The organism is Mesorhizobium sp. C268A (assembly GCF_040324475.1).
GTDB lineage: Bacteria > Pseudomonadota > Alphaproteobacteria > Rhizobiales > Rhizobiaceae > Mesorhizobium.
Genome location: NZ_JAMYVX010000001.1, coordinates 3,619,278 through 3,634,648, shown reverse-complemented (window position 1 = coordinate 3,634,648; position 15,371 = coordinate 3,619,278). Strand labels below are relative to the sequence as shown.

The 15,371-nt window shown below is 62.5% G+C and carries 14 protein-coding genes; 1 reads left to right on the top strand and 13 read right to left on the bottom strand.

Going from position 1 to position 15,371, the window contains the following annotated elements:
- Nucleotides 1–778: 778 nt before the first annotated feature.
- From lpdA to mdh, 11 genes are all read right to left on the bottom strand, one after another.
- The gene (lpdA, locus tag NKL06_RS17680) at nucleotides 779–2,185 is read right to left on the bottom strand and encodes a dihydrolipoyl dehydrogenase (protein WP_023694508.1); all 1,407 of its coding nucleotides are present in this window, start codon (nucleotides 2,183–2,185) and stop codon (nucleotides 779–781) included.
- A gap of 23 nt (nucleotides 2,186–2,208) precedes the next feature.
- Nucleotides 2,209–2,964, bottom strand: coding sequence for an SDR family oxidoreductase (locus NKL06_RS17675; protein WP_023694509.1), 756 nt, complete (start codon nucleotides 2,962–2,964; stop codon nucleotides 2,209–2,211).
- Nucleotides 2,961–3,467: a hypothetical protein gene (locus tag NKL06_RS17670; RefSeq protein ID WP_023807687.1), complete on the bottom strand. Its 507-nt coding sequence runs from the start codon at nucleotides 3,465–3,467 to the stop codon at nucleotides 2,961–2,963. The genes NKL06_RS17675 and NKL06_RS17670 overlap by 4 nt, the downstream gene beginning before the upstream one ends.
- Nucleotides 3,464–4,201, bottom strand: coding sequence for a DUF4241 domain-containing protein (locus NKL06_RS17665; protein ID WP_031208494.1), 738 nt, complete (start codon nucleotides 4,199–4,201; stop codon nucleotides 3,464–3,466). Before NKL06_RS17665 ends, NKL06_RS17670 begins: the two co-directional genes overlap by 4 nt.
- 16 nt (nucleotides 4,202–4,217) lie before the next feature.
- A complete protein-coding gene (gene odhB / locus NKL06_RS17660; protein WP_023694512.1) occupies nucleotides 4,218–5,510 on the bottom strand; it encodes a 2-oxoglutarate dehydrogenase complex dihydrolipoyllysine-residue succinyltransferase in 1,293 nt (430 codons plus the stop codon).
- Between the two features lie 46 nt (nucleotides 5,511–5,556).
- Nucleotides 5,557–8,544, bottom strand: coding sequence for a 2-oxoglutarate dehydrogenase E1 component (locus NKL06_RS17655; protein ID WP_023706737.1), 2,988 nt, complete (start codon nucleotides 8,542–8,544; stop codon nucleotides 5,557–5,559).
- 132 nt (nucleotides 8,545–8,676) lie between these two features.
- Nucleotides 8,677–9,579: a succinate--CoA ligase subunit alpha gene (gene sucD, locus NKL06_RS17650; protein ID WP_023694514.1), complete on the bottom strand. Its 903-nt coding sequence runs from the start codon at nucleotides 9,577–9,579 to the stop codon at nucleotides 8,677–8,679.
- A 12-nt stretch (nucleotides 9,580–9,591) separates the two neighbouring features.
- Complete coding sequence (locus NKL06_RS17645) at nucleotides 9,592–10,083, bottom strand: DUF1579 family protein (RefSeq protein ID WP_023694515.1); 492 nt, start codon at nucleotides 10,081–10,083, stop codon at nucleotides 9,592–9,594.
- Nucleotides 10,084–10,086: 3 nt separating this feature from the next.
- The gene (locus tag NKL06_RS17640) at nucleotides 10,087–10,458 is read right to left on the bottom strand and encodes a cupin domain-containing protein (RefSeq protein ID WP_023694516.1); all 372 of its coding nucleotides are present in this window, start codon (nucleotides 10,456–10,458) and stop codon (nucleotides 10,087–10,089) included.
- A 6-nt stretch (nucleotides 10,459–10,464) separates the two neighbouring features.
- Entirely contained in the window at nucleotides 10,465–11,658 is a 1,194-nt protein-coding gene (gene sucC / locus NKL06_RS17635) for an ADP-forming succinate--CoA ligase subunit beta (protein WP_023694517.1), read from the bottom strand.
- A 19-nt stretch (nucleotides 11,659–11,677) separates the two neighbouring features.
- Nucleotides 11,678–12,646, bottom strand: a complete 969-nt coding sequence (gene mdh / locus NKL06_RS17630; RefSeq protein ID WP_023694518.1) for a malate dehydrogenase — start codon at nucleotides 12,644–12,646, stop codon at nucleotides 11,678–11,680.
- Between the two features lie 361 nt (nucleotides 12,647–13,007).
- Between mdh and NKL06_RS17625 the strand changes: the two genes are divergently transcribed.
- Nucleotides 13,008–13,247, top strand: a complete 240-nt coding sequence (locus NKL06_RS17625) for a GNAT family N-acetyltransferase (protein ID WP_023694519.1) — start codon at nucleotides 13,008–13,010, stop codon at nucleotides 13,245–13,247.
- Between the two features lie 271 nt (nucleotides 13,248–13,518).
- On the opposite strand, the gene zapE is transcribed toward NKL06_RS17625, so the two are convergent.
- Nucleotides 13,519–14,703: a cell division protein ZapE gene (gene zapE, locus NKL06_RS17620; protein WP_023694520.1), complete on the bottom strand. Its 1,185-nt coding sequence runs from the start codon at nucleotides 14,701–14,703 to the stop codon at nucleotides 13,519–13,521.
- Between the two features lie 30 nt (nucleotides 14,704–14,733).
- Nucleotides 14,734–15,273: a protease inhibitor Inh/omp19 family protein gene (locus tag NKL06_RS17615; protein ID WP_023687689.1), complete on the bottom strand. Its 540-nt coding sequence runs from the start codon at nucleotides 15,271–15,273 to the stop codon at nucleotides 14,734–14,736.
- Nucleotides 15,274–15,371: the final 98 nt, after the last annotated feature.

Below are 15,371 nucleotides of genomic sequence, written 5' to 3'. Positions count from 1 at the left end.
CGAAGGCGGTTGGCCCTATTTTTGGCGGAAAAGGCCAGCTAAGCTCGTTCTACCTCGTTCGTGATTGATTTTGCGGGGGAAATACAGGCCAACAAGCGGTTGCGAATCAGAATTTTCCTGCGTTCGTCAATTTGAAGGCCTAGTATGAACCCGTTCAACGGTTGCGCGTTGAGGGGTGTTGATTGATGCTTTTCATCCACGGAGGACACTTTTATGGCGAACCCTAACGATCCAGCGCCCAGGTCGGGTGGTGGCAGCGGCTGGCTGATTGCGCTGGTCGTCGTCATCCTTGCGATTGTCGCGTACTATGTTTTCGGCAGAAGCGGCGAACATCCTGCGCCCGCAGAGCCGCCGGCAGCCAGCACACCGGCGCCCGCACCTGCACCGGCTGAGCCGATGAAGCCCGCCGAACCGGCTCCCGCACCAGCCCCTGCGCCCGCACCGGCTCCTGCGCCAGCCCCGGCGCCCGCGCCTGCTCCGGCGCCGAGCCCATAATCTGGCCAACTGATCTGGCATCTTGATTCCAACCAAGAACGGCCCGCTGAAAAGCGGGCCGTTTTGTTTGGGTGCCTATCAGCGAGCGTCGCGATTTCTTCACCGCCCCTCTGTGCTGCCGGACATCTCTCCTCAAGGGGGAGATCGGCTGTCTCACGAACAGCGCCGGGTTAGAAACGTGAGAAACTTGAAAGCTCGCGACACGGCGGTGAAGTCCAATCTCCCCCCTTGAGGGGGAGATGGCCGGCAGGCCACAGGGGGGTGCTGTCCCTCCAGCGTTTCCTTAAATATGGATCGGCTTGAAGAACGTCGCCAGCGCTGCTTCCTTGACCGCTTCCGACATTGTCGGATGCGCGTGGCAGGTGCGGGCGAGGTCTTCCGAGGAGCCGCCGAACTCCATTAGCACCGCCGCCTCATGGATCATCTCGCCGGCGCCGAAGCCGACAATGTGGACGCCGAGCACGCGGTCGCTGGCTTTGTCGGCGAGGATCTTCACGAAGCCGTCCGTGTGCAGCATGGCGCGCGCCCGGCCGTTGGCGGTGAACGGGAATTTGCCGCTTTTGTAGTCGATGCCGGCCTTCCTCAGCTCTTCCTCTGTCTTGCCGACCGAAGCGATTTCCGGGCTGGTGTAGACGACGCTCGGAATGACGTCGTAATTCACATGGCCGGCCTGGCCGGCAATGGTCTCGGCCACCGCCACGCCTTCATCCTCGGCCTTGTGCGCCAGCATCGGCCCGGCGATGACGTCGCCAATGGCGTAGATGCCGGCCACGTTGGTCCTGAGATGCCCGTCGGTCTTGACCCGGCCGCGCTCGTCGACCTCGACGCCGGCTTCTTTCAACCCGAGGCTGTCGGAATAGGCCCGGCGTCCGGTCGAGATCAGCACCGCGTCGGCCTCGATGGTCTCGGCCGCACCACCCTTGACCGGCTCGAAAGTAACGGCGGCGCCCTTTTTGGCCTTGGTCACCCCTGTCACCTTGGCGCCGAGCTTGAACTCGAAACCCTGCTTGGAAAGCAGGCGCTGGAACTGCTTGGAGACCTCGCCGTCCATGCCGCCCAGGATGGTGTCGAGGAATTCGACCACGGTGACCTTGGCGCCGAGCCGTGCCCATACCGAGCCGAGCTCCAGACCGATGACCCCACCGCCGACCACCACCAGATGTCCCGGCACTTTCTCCAGCGACAGCGCGCCGGTCGATGATACGATCACCTTCTCGTCGATGTCGACTTTGACGCCGGGAATGCCGGCGACATCGGAGCCCGTGGCAATAACGATATTTTTCGTCTCGATCTCCTCGACCTTGCCGTCCTCAGCCGTCACCGACGCCTTGCCGGCCGCAACCACCTTCCCGGTGCCACGGAAACTATCGATCTTGTTTTTCTTGAACAGGAAGGCGACGCCATTGACGTTGGCCGAAACGGTCGCGTCCTTGTGCGCCATCATCTTCTTCAGATTGAGTTTGGGCGCCGGTATCTCGACGCCCAGCGCATCGAAGGAATGGCCGGCCTCGGCGAACATCTCCGAGGCATAAAGCAGCGCCTTGGATGGGATGCAGCCGATGTTCAGGCAGGTGCCGCCGAAAGTGGCGTTCTTCTCGACCACCGCGACCTTGAGCCCGAGCTGTGCCGCCTTGATGGCACAGACATAGCCGCCCGGTCCCGACCCGATGATAACGACATCATAAGCCATGTTCGTTTCCCTTAGCTTGGGGCTCAGCGGCCGCCGCTTACATTCAGGATTGCGCCCGTCGTGTAGGACGCTTCATCCGACAAAAGATAGAGAACGGCATGCGCGACTTCATCCGCCGTGCCGGCTCGTTTCATCGGCAGCATGTCACGGAACCGCGCGACCCGGTCCGGCTGGCCGCCCGAAGCGTGGATCTCGGTGTCGATAATGCCCGGCCGTATCGCATTGACGCGCACGCCTTCGGTCGCGACTTCGCGCGCCAGTCCGAGCGTGAAGGTGTCGATCGCCGCCTTGGACGCGGCATAGTCGACATATTCGCCTGGCGAGCCGTGTAGCGACGCAGCCGACGAGATGTTGACGATGGCGCCGCCCTGGCCGCCATTCTTGCTCGACATGCGCCTCACCGCCTCGCGGGCGCACAGGAACGAGCCGATGACGTTGATGCGCATCATGCGCTCCAGCCGCGCCAGGCTCATCTCGTCGACACGCGCCTTGACGTCGACGATTCCGGCATTGTTGACCAGCGCGTCGAGCCGGCCATAGGCGCGATCGACGGCTTCGAACATGGCGACGATGTCGGCTTCGACGCCGACGTCGCCCTTGACGGCAAATGCCTCGCCACCCGCCGCCTCGATTTCGTCGACCAGCGCCTTGGCGGCAGCCTCGTTCGAGGCATAGTTGACCGCGAGCCGGTAGCGCGCCTTTGCCGCAAGCCGGCAGGTGGCCGCGCCAATGCCACGACTGCCGCCGGTGACCAGAAGCACCTTCTTGGACGCGCTCATTCCTGGCAACCTTTCAGCAGAAACACGTCCCATGGCAGTTTCGAGAAACCGTTCGGGCCGAAGGCCGTCGACATCTGCAGCGACGGCCCGAGATCGGGGAAGATCAGGCTCTGCGGCGCGTCCGTGCCTTCCGCCGCCAGGAGCGCGATGTTGCCCTTATCGTCGGCGCTGTAGATGACGCCCTGCCAGACCGTGCAGGCGGCAAGCTCGTCACCGGTGACGTCGCCGGTCGGGCATTTGTACATCAGCGACCCTTGCGGTCGCGAAACACCGGATGTCCACATGACAATGCCGTCGAGAACGATGCCCTTGTCGAGCACCATCTTGAACGAGTTGGTGACGGTGACCGCATCCGTCGTCGGCCGGAAATCAATGCCGACCTCGCTTTCGGCATCGCCATAGACAGCAAGCGCCAGCGGGCAGGCGGCATGCGCCTCGTAACCCGCTGCGAGAACAGCCAGCCCGGCCATAAATCCGATCATTGGCGAAGCGATGTTTGTCATGAATTGCTCTGGCTGCTCTCGCGGCCGTCGGCGTTTTCGAGCACCTCGAAATCGGTCATCAAGACCAGCGGCTCGCCGGCCGCATCCAGTCCCCAGAAGGAATAATAGTTCCCATCACCGAAGCCAGTGTCGAACATGGCTATATTAAGCGGATTTCCATCAACCGGATTATCCATGCGGAACTTGTCGAACGAGCATGCAACGTCAGCAAGATAGCTGTCGAGTTCCTCCTGGTCGGACATCAGCGTCAGAACCGACTTGTCCATGAACGAAGCAACATTATCATCGACAATAAATCCAGACTTCCAGGACGATGTGCCGACGTCGCGGACGAAGGCAGCCAACTCCCACCGCACCGGCAAGTCAGTGCCAAACCGCAATACCGCTGCAGCAACACGGCCTTGCGCCTCAAGCAACGTGACTGGATAGCATCCCGGCCTGACCTTACGGCTAAACACAGGCCGTTCCAGCCCGGTAATCAGTGGATCGCAAGCGATGATTTCGCCGGTCGGTAGCTCAAGCTCACCGATCGCGGTGACGATGATCTTCCGCTCCGCCATTTCGGCTTCGCTGAGAGCGAAGACACCGAGATTGCTGCTCGCCGGCGCCGAATCCCATTCAGTCGATGTCGCCGGCGGAGAGATGGCGGCGGAAGCCGCCGGCCGGGAACGCCTCAATACGCTACCCGCTACTCGACCCAGCTTGAACCCAAACCGCGCCAGCCAGCCGCTCATGACGGATCAGCTCCGATCACAAATCAAGCACCAGCCGTTCCGGATCTTCCAGGCTGTCCTTGACGCGGACCAGGAAGGTCACCGCTTCCTTGCCGTCGACGATGCGGTGATCGTAGCTGAGCGCCAGGTACATCATCGGCCGGATGACGATCTGGCCGCCGACCACGACGGGCCGGTCCTGGATCTTGTGCATGCCAAGAATGCCCGACTGCGGCGCATTGAGGATCGGCGTCGACATCAGTGAGCCGTAAACGCCGCCATTGGAGATGGTGAACGTACCACCCTGCATGTCGGCGACCGACAGCTTGCCGTCCCGCGCGGCAATGCCCAGCCGGCCGATGTCCTTTTCGATCTCGGCAATCGACATTTGGTCGGCATTGCGCACCACTGGCACGACGAGACCCTTTTCGGTGCCGACGGCAACGCCGATATGGGCATAGTTCTTGAAGATGATGTCGGTGCCGTCGATCTCGGCATTGACCGAGGGGATTTCCTTCAAGGCGTGGGTGACCGCCTTGGTGAAGAAGCCCATGAAGCCGAGCTTCACGCCATGCTTCTTCTCGAAGATGTCCTTGTACTTGGTCCTGAGCGCCATCACCGCCGACATGTCGACCTCGTTGAAGGTGGTCAGCATGGCGGCGGTCGACTGCGCTTCCTTCAGCCGGCGCGCAATGGTCTGGCGCAGCTTGGTCATGCGCACGCGCTCCTCGCGCGACGCATCGTCGCCCGAGGACGGCGCACGCACGGCGACCGGAGCCGGTGCGGCTTTCGGAATTTCGGCCGGCTGCGACGGCGCGCCCTTGGAAATCGCGTCGAGCACATCGCCCTTCAGCACCTGGCCGCGCTTGCCCGAGCCAGAAACCTGGTCGACCGACAGATTGTTCTCGGCGATCAGCTTTGCGGCAGCTGGCGCCGGCGGCATTGTGCGCGGCTCGACCGGCCCGGCATCGCCGGCAATCTTGGCGGTCTCGGCCGCGGCCTGCTTGGTCGTATGTGCCGCGTCGGGGCTCGACGCCTGCGACACAGCTTGCGGCTTGGTCTCCTGCTTGGACGCCGGGGCGGCGGTAGCGCCTCCAGCCGAGATCGAACCCAGCAACGCGCCGACGCCGACGGTCTCGCCTTCCTTGGCGGTGATCTCGCCCAGCGTGCCGGCGGCGGCGGCAGGCACTTCCACCGTCACCTTGTCGGTTTCGAGCTCGACCAGCGGCTCGTCGACGGCAATGGCATCGCCGACCTTCTTGAACCACTTGCCGATGGTCGCCTCGGTGACGGATTCGCCGAGAGTGGGAACGCGGATTTCGGTAGCCATTGTGCTGTCCGTTTCTTCTCTGTCTGTTCTATTCGCCGGGTTTGTTCTATTCGCCGAGCGCGTCTTCGAGCAGGGCAGCGAGCTGCGCCAAATGCTTCGACATCAGACCGGTCGCCGGCGATGCCGCCGCCGGACGTCCTGTGTAGCGCACCCGCTGATGCTTGGCGTCGATATGAGCCAGCACCCATTCCAGATACGGATCGATGAACGACCAGGCGCCCATATTCTTGGGTTCCTCCTGGCACCACACCATCTCCGCATTGCGGAAGCGCGACAGCTCGGTGATCAGCGCCTTGGCCGGGAACGGGTAGAGCTGTTCGACGCGCAAGAGATAGATGTCGTTGATGCCGCGCTTCTCGCGTTCCTCGTACAGGTCGTAATAGACCTTGCCCGAGCACAGCACGACGCGGCGGATCTTGGAATCCTTGGTGAGCTTGATCGCCTGGTTCTGCAACAGCTGGGCGTCGTCCCACAACAGCCGGTGGAACGAGCTTTCGCCCGAAATCTCCGGCAGCGTCGACACTGCCCGCTTGTGGCGCAGCAGCGACTTCGGCGTCATCAGGATCAGCGGCTTGCGGAAGTCGCGCTTCAGCTGCCGGCGCAATATGTGGAAGTAGTTGGCCGGCGTGGTGCAGTTGGCGACTTGCATATTGTCTTCGGCGCAGAGCTGCAGGAAGCGTTCGAGCCTGGCCGACGAATGTTCCGGCCCCTGGCCCTCATAGCCATGCGGCAACAGGCAGACCAGGCCCGACATTCTGAGCCACTTGCGCTCGCCCGACGAGATAAACTGGTCGAACACCACTTGGGCGCCGTTGGCGAAATCGCCGAACTGCGCTTCCCAGAGCGTCAGCGCCTTCGGCTCGGCCAGGCTGTAGCCATATTCGAAGCCAAGCACCGCCTCTTCCGACAGCATCGAGTTGATGACTTCGTACCCGGCCTGTGCCGCCGACAGATTGTTGAGCGGGATGTAGCGGGTCTCGTCCTTCTGGTCGTAGAGCACGGAATGGCGCTGCGAGAAGGTGCCGCGTTCGGAATCCTGGCCGGAGAGCCGGATCGGATTGCCGTCGAGCAAGATGGCGCCGAAGGCCAGCGCCTCGGCCGTCGACCAGTCGATGCCTTCGCCGGAGTCGATCGCCTGGCGGCGGTTTTCGAGGAAGCGGATGATGGTCTTGTGCGCCTCGAAACCCTTCGGCACCTCGGTCAGTTTCTTGCCGATGTCCTTCAGCACCTTGACCGGCACCGCGGTTTTCCCGCGGCGCTGTTCGTCCTGGTTGTCGGCGGTGCGCAGACCAGACCAGGCGCCGTCCAGCCAGTCGGCCTTGTTGGGCTTGTAGTGCTGGCCGACTTCCCATTCGGATTCCAGATGGGCGCGCCAGTCGGCCTTCATCTTGTCGAGTTCGGCCTGGCTGATATGGCCCTCGGCGATCAGCCGCTCGCCATAGATCTGCACCGTCGTCTTGTGGTTGCGGATGTTGGCGTACATGATCGGCTGGGTGAAAGCCGGCTCGTCGCCCTCATTGTGGCCGAAGCGGCGGTAGCAGAACATGTCCACCACCACCGGCTTGTGGAACTTCATGCGGAATTCGATCGCCACTTTGGTGGCGTGCACCACCGCTTCCGGGTCGTCGCCATTGACGTGGAAGATCGGCGCCTCGATCATCTTGGCGACGTCGGACGGATAGGGCGACGAGCGCGAGAAGCGCGGATTGGTGGTGAAGCCGATCTGGTTGTTGATGATGAAATGCAGCGTGCCGGCGACGCGGTGGCCGCGCAGGCCCGATAGGCCGAGGATTTCGGCAATCACACCCTGGCCGGCAAAGGCGGCATCGCCATGCAGAAGCAGCGGCAGCACCTTGGCGCGCTCTTCCAGCGGCACGATCTCCTCGCGGCTGCGGCCGAACAGATAGTCCTGCTTGGCGCGCGCCTTGCCCATCACAACCGGATCGACGATTTCCAGATGCGAGGGATTGGCGGTCAGCGACAGATGAACCTTGTTGCCGTCGAATTCGCGGTCCGACGAGGCGCCGAGATGGTACTTGACGTCGCCCGAGCCCTCGACCTCGTCGGGAGCGGCCGAGCCGCCCTTGAATTCGTGGAAGATGGCGCGATGCGGTTTGGCCATCACCTGGGACAGCACGTTCAGCCGGCCGCGATGCGCCATGCCGAGCACGATCTCCTTCATGCCGAGCTGGCCGCCGCGCTTGATGATCTGCTCCAGCGCCGGGATCAGGCCTTCGCTACCATCGAGGCCGAAGCGCTTGGTGCCCTTGTACTTGACATCGATGAACTGCTCGAAGCCTTCGGCCTCGACCAGCTTCTGCAGGATCGCTTTTTTTCCCGTAGCGGTGAAGGAAATCTCCTTGTCGGCGCCCTCGATGCGCGCCTGGATCCAGGCCTTCTCCTCGGGATCGGAAATGTGCATGAACTCGACACCGAGCGTCGAGCAATAGGTGCGGGTCAGGATTTCCAGCATCTGCCGGATGGTGCCGAATTCGAGGCCGAGCACATTGTCGAGGAAGATCGGCCGGTCGTAGTCGGCTGCGGTGAAACCGTAATTCTCCGGCGACAGCTCGTTATAGTCCTCAAGCGGCTTGGCGATGCCGAGCGGGTCGAGATTGGCATGCAGATGGCCGCGCATGCGGAAGGCGCGGATCATCATGATGGCGCGCACCGAATCGCGCGTCGCCTGATGCACGTCAGCATCCGACAGCACGACGCCATTGGTGACCGCCTTGTCCTTGACCTTCTTTTCCAGATGCTTCTCGACGATGCCCCAATTGCCGTCCAGCGCCGACACCAGTTCGCCATTGGCCTGCAGCGGCCAGGAGGGCTTTGCCCAGGAAGCGCCCTTGGCGTTCTTGCGCACATCGCCGGCGTCGTCCTTCAGCCCGGCGAAGAAGTCCTGCCATTCGGGGTTTACTGACTCTGGATCATCCTCATAGGAGGCATACAACGCGTCGATATAGTCGGCATTGCCGCCATACAGGAAAGAGGTGAGCGAAAATTGGTCGTTGGCCTGATCTTGTCTTGCCATTTTTGTCTGCGGAGCCTGGCTCCGTCTCCTTTTCAAAAGCGAATAGTGAGTAGCGAATAGCGAGTAGGGATTTTTTCCGGGTCGCGCCGTTACTCTCTTTTCCCTATTCGCTATTCACTATTCGCTACTCACTTAGCCTTTGATCGCCTCGACCAGGGTCGTGCCCAGACGCGCCGGCGATGGCGATACCTTGATGCCGGCCGATTCCATCGCCGCGATCTTGTCTTCCGCGCCGCCCTTGCCGCCGGAGATGACCGCGCCCGCATGGCCCATGGTGCGACCGGCCGGCGCAGTGCGCCCGGCGATGAAGCCCGCCATCGGTTTCCTGCGGCCGCGCTTGGCCTCGTCCTTGAGGAACTGCGCGGCGTCTTCCTCGGCCGAACCGCCGATCTCGCCGATCATGATGATCGACTTGGTCTCGTCGTCGGCAAGGAACATTTCGAGCATGTCGATGAACTCGGTGCCCTTTACGGGGTCGCCGCCGATACCGACGGCGGTGGTCTGGCCGAGGCCGACATTGGTGGTCTGGAACACTGCCTCATAGGTAAGCGTTCCCGAGCGCGAAACAACGCCGACCGAGCCCTTGCGGAAGATGTTGCCGGGCATGATACCGATCTTGCATTCGTCGGGGGTGAGCACACCAGGGCAGTTCGGGCCGATCAGCCGCGAGGTCGAGCGGTCGAGCCGCGCCTTGACCCTGACCATGTCCATCACCGGAATGCCTTCGGTGATGCAGACGATCAGCGGGATCTCGGCTTCGATGGCTTCGAGGATGGCTTCGGCGGCGCCCGCCGGCGGCACATAGACGACCGAGGCGTTGGCGCCGGTCTTTTCCTTGCCCTCGGCGACCGAGGCGAAGATCGGCAGGTTTTCGCCCTTGGCGCCGGTCCAGGTCTCGCCACCCTTCTTGGGATGGATACCGCCCACCATCCTGGTGCCGTGATAGGCCAGCGCCTGTTCGGTGTGGAACGTGCCGGTCTTGCCGGTCAGGCCCTGAACCAGCACCTTGGTGTTCTTGTCGATGAGAATGGACATCGGAGCCCTTTTCTAAAAGCCGTTGATCGAGGAAGGCGAGACGCGCCGGTAGACGCCGCTCACCATGTCTTGCCACTTGTCGCTGCCGGCAGGTTTGAAATGCAGTCGCATCCGGTAGGCATCGACATTGTCGAAAACATACGTCACGCGCGCTGAGCCGCGCGGCGATGACCGCTCCAGAACCAACTCATCGCCGTTCCATGCGCCTGTAGCCGGTGACATCGGCACAAAGCCCATCGAATCGAACTGGTACATGGTGACGACGTTGTTTTGCTGGTCGAAGCCGAACAAATTGTGCGAGCCGAACGAGACCGTGCCGTCGCGGCGCTGGCGATAGCGCTGCACCACGAACAGGCCGCCGAACTGTGCCTCCGCCAGCACTTCCGACTTCGCCGGTCCACCATCGGCCCATTGTGTTTCCGCCACCTCTTCCTCGCCGCGCCACGCGCCGACCAGCGCCTGCAGGCGCTGGTGATCGGCCGAGAGCGAGGAGAACGCGTTCATGGGTCAGAGCCGCTTCAGGTCGGAGACGGTGAGGTCGCTCTTGGCATTGCCGGTGTTGAGCGTCGTTGCCGGCTCGAACATCAGCACGACCGGCTCGGCGGTCAGCGACCGCGGCCGGTGCTCGACGCCCTTCGGCACGACAATGAAATCGCCCTCGCCGAGCTCGACCGGGCCGTCGCGAAAATCGATGGCGATCTTGCCCCGCAGCACGAGAAAAGCCTCGTCCTCATGCTCGTGCGCATGCCAGTCGAAGGTCTCGCCGAACTTGGCGACCTTGGCCTGGCTGTCATTGACGTCGCCGGCAATATGCGGATCGAAGACCTTCTTGATCTTCGCGTCCGCCGCCTCGACGAGGTTTATCTTGCGCGGAGGCATTCGCCTTCAGCCCTTCACCGCCGCCACGATCTTCTTGGCTGCGTCGTCGAGATCGTCCGCCGACACCACGTTGAGGCCGCTGTCGTTGATGATCTTCTTGCCGAGTTCGGCGTTTGTGCCTTCGAGGCGCACCACCAGCGGCACTTCCAGGCCGACTTCCTTGACCGCGACAATGACGCCCTCGGCAATGATGTCGCACTTCATGATGCCGCCGAAGATGTTGATCAAAATGCCTTTGACCGCCGGGTCCCTGGTGATGATCTTGAACGCTGCCGTCACTTTTTCCTTGGACGCACCGCCGCCGACATCGAGGAAGTTGGCGGGTTCCGCGCCATAGAGCTTGATGATGTCCATCGTCGCCATGGCAAGGCCGGCGCCATTGACCATGCAGCCGATATTGCCGTCGAGCGCGACATAGGCGAGGTCGTATTTCGACGCCTCGATCTCCTTCTCGTCCTCTTCGGTGGTGTCGCGCAATTCCATCAGTTCGGGGTGGCGAAACAGCGCGTTGTTGTCGAACGACACCTTGGCGTCCAGCACGCGCAGGCGGCCGTTTTTCATCACGATCAGCGGGTTGACCTCGAGCAGGCTCATGTCCTTCTCGACAAAGGCCTTGTAGAGGATCGGGAACAGCGTGCCGGCATCCTTGGCGGCATCGCCGGTGAGGCCCAGCGCTTCCACCAATATGTCGACGTCGATGGTCGTCACGCCGGCCAGCGGATCGATGGCGCGGGTGATGATCTTTTCCGGTGTGTCGTGGGCGACGCCTTCAATGTCCATGCCGCCCTCGGTCGAGACGACGAAAGCGATGCGGCCGACCGAGCGGTCGACCAGGATCGACAGATAAAGCTCGCGATTGATGTCGGCGCCGTCCTCGATATAGAGGCGGTTGACCTGCTTGCCGGCGGGGCCGGTCTGCTTGGTCACCAGCGTGTGGCCGAGCATCTCATTGGCGTTGGCAACGACGTCGGCAACCGACTTAGCCAGCCGCACGCCGCCCTTTGCGTCGGGCGACAGTTCCTTGAACTTCCCCTTGCCGCGGCCGCCGGCATGGATTTGGCTCTTCACCACATAGAGCGGACCGGGAAGCGCTTGTGCCGCGGCTTCCGCTTCGCTTGCCTTGAACACCGGCACGCCTTCGGCCACCGGCGCGCCAAAGCTCTTCAGCAGCGCCTTGCCTTGATATTCATGGATGTTCATCTGGATGGTCTCCGGAGGATTATTTCGAGGCGAGATGCGGGGCGATCTTGACGCAGGCCTCGGTCAGGCCCTGCACCGTCGCCACCGAAGCGTCGAACATCTTCTGCTCGGCCTTGTTGAGGTCGATCTCGATGATGCGCTCGACGCCGCCGGCGCCGATGACCACGGGAACGCCGACATAGGTGCCCTTGACGCCATACTGACCCGAGAGATGCGCCGCACAAGGCAGCACACGCTTCTTGTCCTTGAGATAGGATTCCGCCATCGCGATGGCGGAGGCGGCCGGCGCATAGTAGGCCGAGCCGGTCTTCAAGAGGCCGACGATCTCGGCGCCGCCATCGCGGGTACGCTGCACGATCTGGTCGAGCTTTTCCTTCGAGGTCCAACCCATCTTGATCAGGTCGGGCAGCGGAATGCCCGACACCGTGGAATAGCGGATCATCGGCACCATGGAGTCGCCGTGGCCGCCAAGCACGAAGGCGGTAACGTCCTCGACCGAGACCTTGAATTCCTCGGCTAGGAAATAGCGGAAGCGCGCGCTGTCGAGCACGCCGGCCATGCCGACGACATGGGTCTTGGGCAGGCCCGAAAACTTCTGCAGCGCCCAGACCATGGCGTCGAGCGGGTTGGTGATGCAGATGACGAAGGCCTTGGGTGCGTATTTCTTCAGCCCTGCGCCGACCTGTTCCATGACCTTGAGGTTGATGCCCAGCAGATCGTCGCGGCTCATACCCGGCTTGCGCGGCACGCCGGCAGTGACGATGCAGACATCGGCGCCCTCGATCCCGGCATAATCATTGACGCCGGTCAGCCGGGAGTCAAAACCGTCGACCGGCGAAGACTGCGCGATATCGAGCCCCTTGCCTTGCGGGATGCCCTCGGCAATATCGAACAGCACCACGTCGCCGAGGTCCTTGAGGCCGATCATGTGAGCGAGCGTGCCGCCGATCATGCCGGAGCCGATTAGCGCTATCTTGTTGCGTGCCATGTGAGGAAATTTTCCCTTTGTCTGTGACGACGCCCAAATCCCTGGCGATCTGTTGACGTCGTCGAGGAAGAGGCCGGAATGCTATGGTCTCAGCGAGATTTCGCCGCATCCAGTAGCCCCGGTGGAAAATATATTCAATCGATTATTTTCGAGTGAATGATTTCAATCGGTTAGAAACATTGGGATTTACGTAAACGTCAAAGTTTGTAGGCCAGTTTGGGAGATTTTACACAATGAGCGTGGAAATCAGAAGACTATAGCCAGGCGATGACACCCTTGTGAAGCGCATCGCCGAGGACGTGTTCGACGAGCCGGTCCGGCCGACTGGCTTGCTGCCTACCTCGCCTCATCTGGTCATTTCATGATCGTGGCATTGGCCGACGGCATCGTCGTCGGCCAATGCGCAGCGGTCATCCACCGCCATCCCGACAAGGTCAGCGAACTCTACATCGACGAACTCGGCGTCTCACCCGCCTACCAGCGCCATGGCATCGCGCGAAAGATGCTCGACGCCATGTTCGCGCTCGGCCGCGAGCAAAGGTTGCGGCGAAGCCTGTGTTGGAACCGAGCCGGACAATGTTCCATCGCGCGGGCTTTATGAAAAACGCAGGGAGGAGCATGGGCAGGCGGAGGCGTTTGTAATGTATGCGTATGACCTTTAGGCGTCGGCGGGACAGCGCCCCCCTCTGCCTTGCCAGGCATCTCCCCCACGAGGGGGGAGATCGGACGTCAAGCGACCTTTCGCCAATCTCCAATGGCCGCAGGAATGAGCGGAGCGCCGAAACCGCCAATCTCCCCCCGTGTGGGGGAGATGTCCGGCAGGACAGAGGGGGGGCGCGAAGGATCACTACATAATGACCTCTCTGGAACCCTCAGACCTGCGCTTCCGCGTTGTCCTTCTGCCGTTCCGCCCAGTCCTCCAGCCAGTCGCGGCTTTGCATCTCGATCAGCCGCGAGGCGGTGCGTTCGAATTCGAACACCTCGACGCCGCGCCTGGCCGTGTAAAGCTCAGGCGGGGGAGCCTCAGCGCTTACCACCAGCCGCGTGTGATGATCGTAGAGCGTGTCTATCAGGAGGATGAAGCGCTTGGCCTCGTTGCGCTTGCCTTCGCCCAGCACCGGCACGTGATCGATGAAGACGGTCGAGAAGCGGCCGGCAATCGCCAGAAAATCGCGCGCGCCGAGCGGCTTTTCGCAGAGATCGGCGAAGGAAAACCGCGCCGCATTGCCGGAAGCAGCCGGTATTCTCACCTGCCGCCCCTTGAGCGTCAGCGCGGTCTCGGCCGTTGCCGCCCCGTGCGTCATCGCCTGCCAGGCTTCGTCGAGCATACGATCGGCTTCGGCATCCGCCGGCGTGACATAGACAGGCGTGCGGGCGAGCTTTTCCAGCCTGTAGTCCTTGTCGGCATCAAGCGTCAGCACATGGGCGTGGCGCTCGAGAATGCTGATGAAGGGCAGGAAGAGCTGGCGGTTCAGCCCGTCGCGATAAAGGTCCTGCGGCGCGACATTCGAGGTGGCGACCAGAACCACGCCATTGGCGAACAGCGCCGAAAACAGCCGCGACAGGACCATCGCATCGGCAATGTCGGTGACCGAAAACTCATCGAAGCACAGCACCCAGGCCTGTTCGGCAAGCTGAAGCGCGACCGGCGGGATCGGGTCGTCCTCCTTGACGTCGCCGTTCTTGCGCGCCTGCCGGTGCTTCTGGATGCGGTCCTGCACATCGGCCATGAAGTCGTTGAAATGAACGCGGCGCTTGCGCCTGACCGGCAACAGCTCGAAGAACATATCCATCAGCATGGTCTTGCCGCGACCGACCCCGCCATGAATGTAGAGGCCCTTGACGACCTCGCGCGTCTCGCGCTTGCGGGCAAACAGCCAGCCGAGCGCGCTCGACTTGTGCGCCAGCCGCTTGACCGAGATCTCGTCGGTCAGCCGGTCGAGCGCGGCGGCGATGCGCTCCTGCGCAGGATCGCGCTCGATGGCGCCGGTTGCGACCAGATGGTCGTAGCGCTGCCTGACGGTCGCATGGGTCTGGAGGCCGTCACGCAGATGCATCGGTCACGTCGCTGTCTAGGGATAGGCAGCCTATCTTGTAAGCGATATCGGCAAGCCGTTGGTAGTCTGGCCGTCGAATTTCGAACCGCCCGAGGAATAGAGCCGCGCCAGCGTGCCGCCATTCTCGTCATAGAGCGTCAGCTGCTTGCCGGCGACGTTCCACGATTTGATGCCGTCGATGGGCGGCGGGCAATGCAGCGGCCCGGCGCGGAAGCCGGCGCCGAATTTGGTCTGCGGCGTCGCCACCTTGCAGCTCTGTCCGGACACGCTGGCGTTCCAGACGCCGGCAACGCTCGCAGCGGTAAGGTCGGAGGCTCCGGCCGGCGCCGATCCGTCCGGCGGCAGCGAGGCGACCTGCGCGCCTGCCGGCGCGGTCGGGAATTGCGATGGGTCGGTGGTGCCCGGCGCTGCCGGGGGCGGCAGTTGGCTTCCGCTCACCGTGCCGGCGGGCGCGGGCTGCAGCGGGGCGGGCTGCTGGTCATCCATCGATGAAAAACGCGAGGTCGAACAGCCGCTCGCAACGAGCGCTGCCAGCGATACGGCCATCAGCCCGCTTCTCGAAAAAATCATTCAAACCTCCGTCGGATCCGGCTGGGGGGAAGCCGTCCGCACAATCTCACCCCTCACCAAGATGGAGAAGGTGGCGAAATTTCAACCCGATATGGTTA

What these genes read in the sequence shown, in the direction of transcription:
- NKL06_RS17625 (WP_023694519.1), top strand. Translation starts at nt 13,008, where the DNA reads ATGATCGTGGCATTGGCCGACGGCATCGTCGTCGGCCAATGCGCAGCG.
- odhB (WP_023694512.1), bottom strand. Translation starts at nt 5,510, where the DNA reads ATGGCTACCGAAATCCGCGTTCCCACTCTCGGCGAATCCGTCACCGAG.
- NKL06_RS17670 (WP_023807687.1), bottom strand. Translation starts at nt 3,467, where the DNA reads ATGACAAACATCGCTTCGCCAATGATCGGATTTATGGCCGGGCTGGCT.
- NKL06_RS17645 (WP_023694515.1), bottom strand. Translation starts at nt 10,083, where the DNA reads ATGAACGCGTTCTCCTCGCTCTCGGCCGATCACCAGCGCCTGCAGGCG.
- NKL06_RS17640 (WP_023694516.1), bottom strand. Translation starts at nt 10,458, where the DNA reads ATGCCTCCGCGCAAGATAAACCTCGTCGAGGCGGCGGACGCGAAGATC.
- sucD (WP_023694514.1), bottom strand. Translation starts at nt 9,579, where the DNA reads ATGTCCATTCTCATCGACAAGAACACCAAGGTGCTGGTTCAGGGCCTG.
- NKL06_RS17655 (WP_023706737.1), bottom strand. Translation starts at nt 8,544, where the DNA reads ATGGCAAGACAAGATCAGGCCAACGACCAATTTTCGCTCACCTCTTTC.
- mdh (WP_023694518.1), bottom strand. Translation starts at nt 12,646, where the DNA reads ATGGCACGCAACAAGATAGCGCTAATCGGCTCCGGCATGATCGGCGGC.
- sucC (WP_023694517.1), bottom strand. Translation starts at nt 11,658, where the DNA reads ATGAACATCCATGAATATCAAGGCAAGGCGCTGCTGAAGAGCTTTGGC.
- NKL06_RS17615 (WP_023687689.1), bottom strand. Translation starts at nt 15,273, where the DNA reads ATGATTTTTTCGAGAAGCGGGCTGATGGCCGTATCGCTGGCAGCGCTC.
- zapE (WP_023694520.1), bottom strand. Translation starts at nt 14,703, where the DNA reads ATGCATCTGCGTGACGGCCTCCAGACCCATGCGACCGTCAGGCAGCGC.
- NKL06_RS17665 (WP_031208494.1), bottom strand. Translation starts at nt 4,201, where the DNA reads ATGAGCGGCTGGCTGGCGCGGTTTGGGTTCAAGCTGGGTCGAGTAGCG.
- lpdA (WP_023694508.1), bottom strand. Translation starts at nt 2,185, where the DNA reads ATGGCTTATGATGTCGTTATCATCGGGTCGGGACCGGGCGGCTATGTC.
- NKL06_RS17675 (WP_023694509.1), bottom strand. Translation starts at nt 2,964, where the DNA reads ATGAGCGCGTCCAAGAAGGTGCTTCTGGTCACCGGCGGCAGTCGTGGC.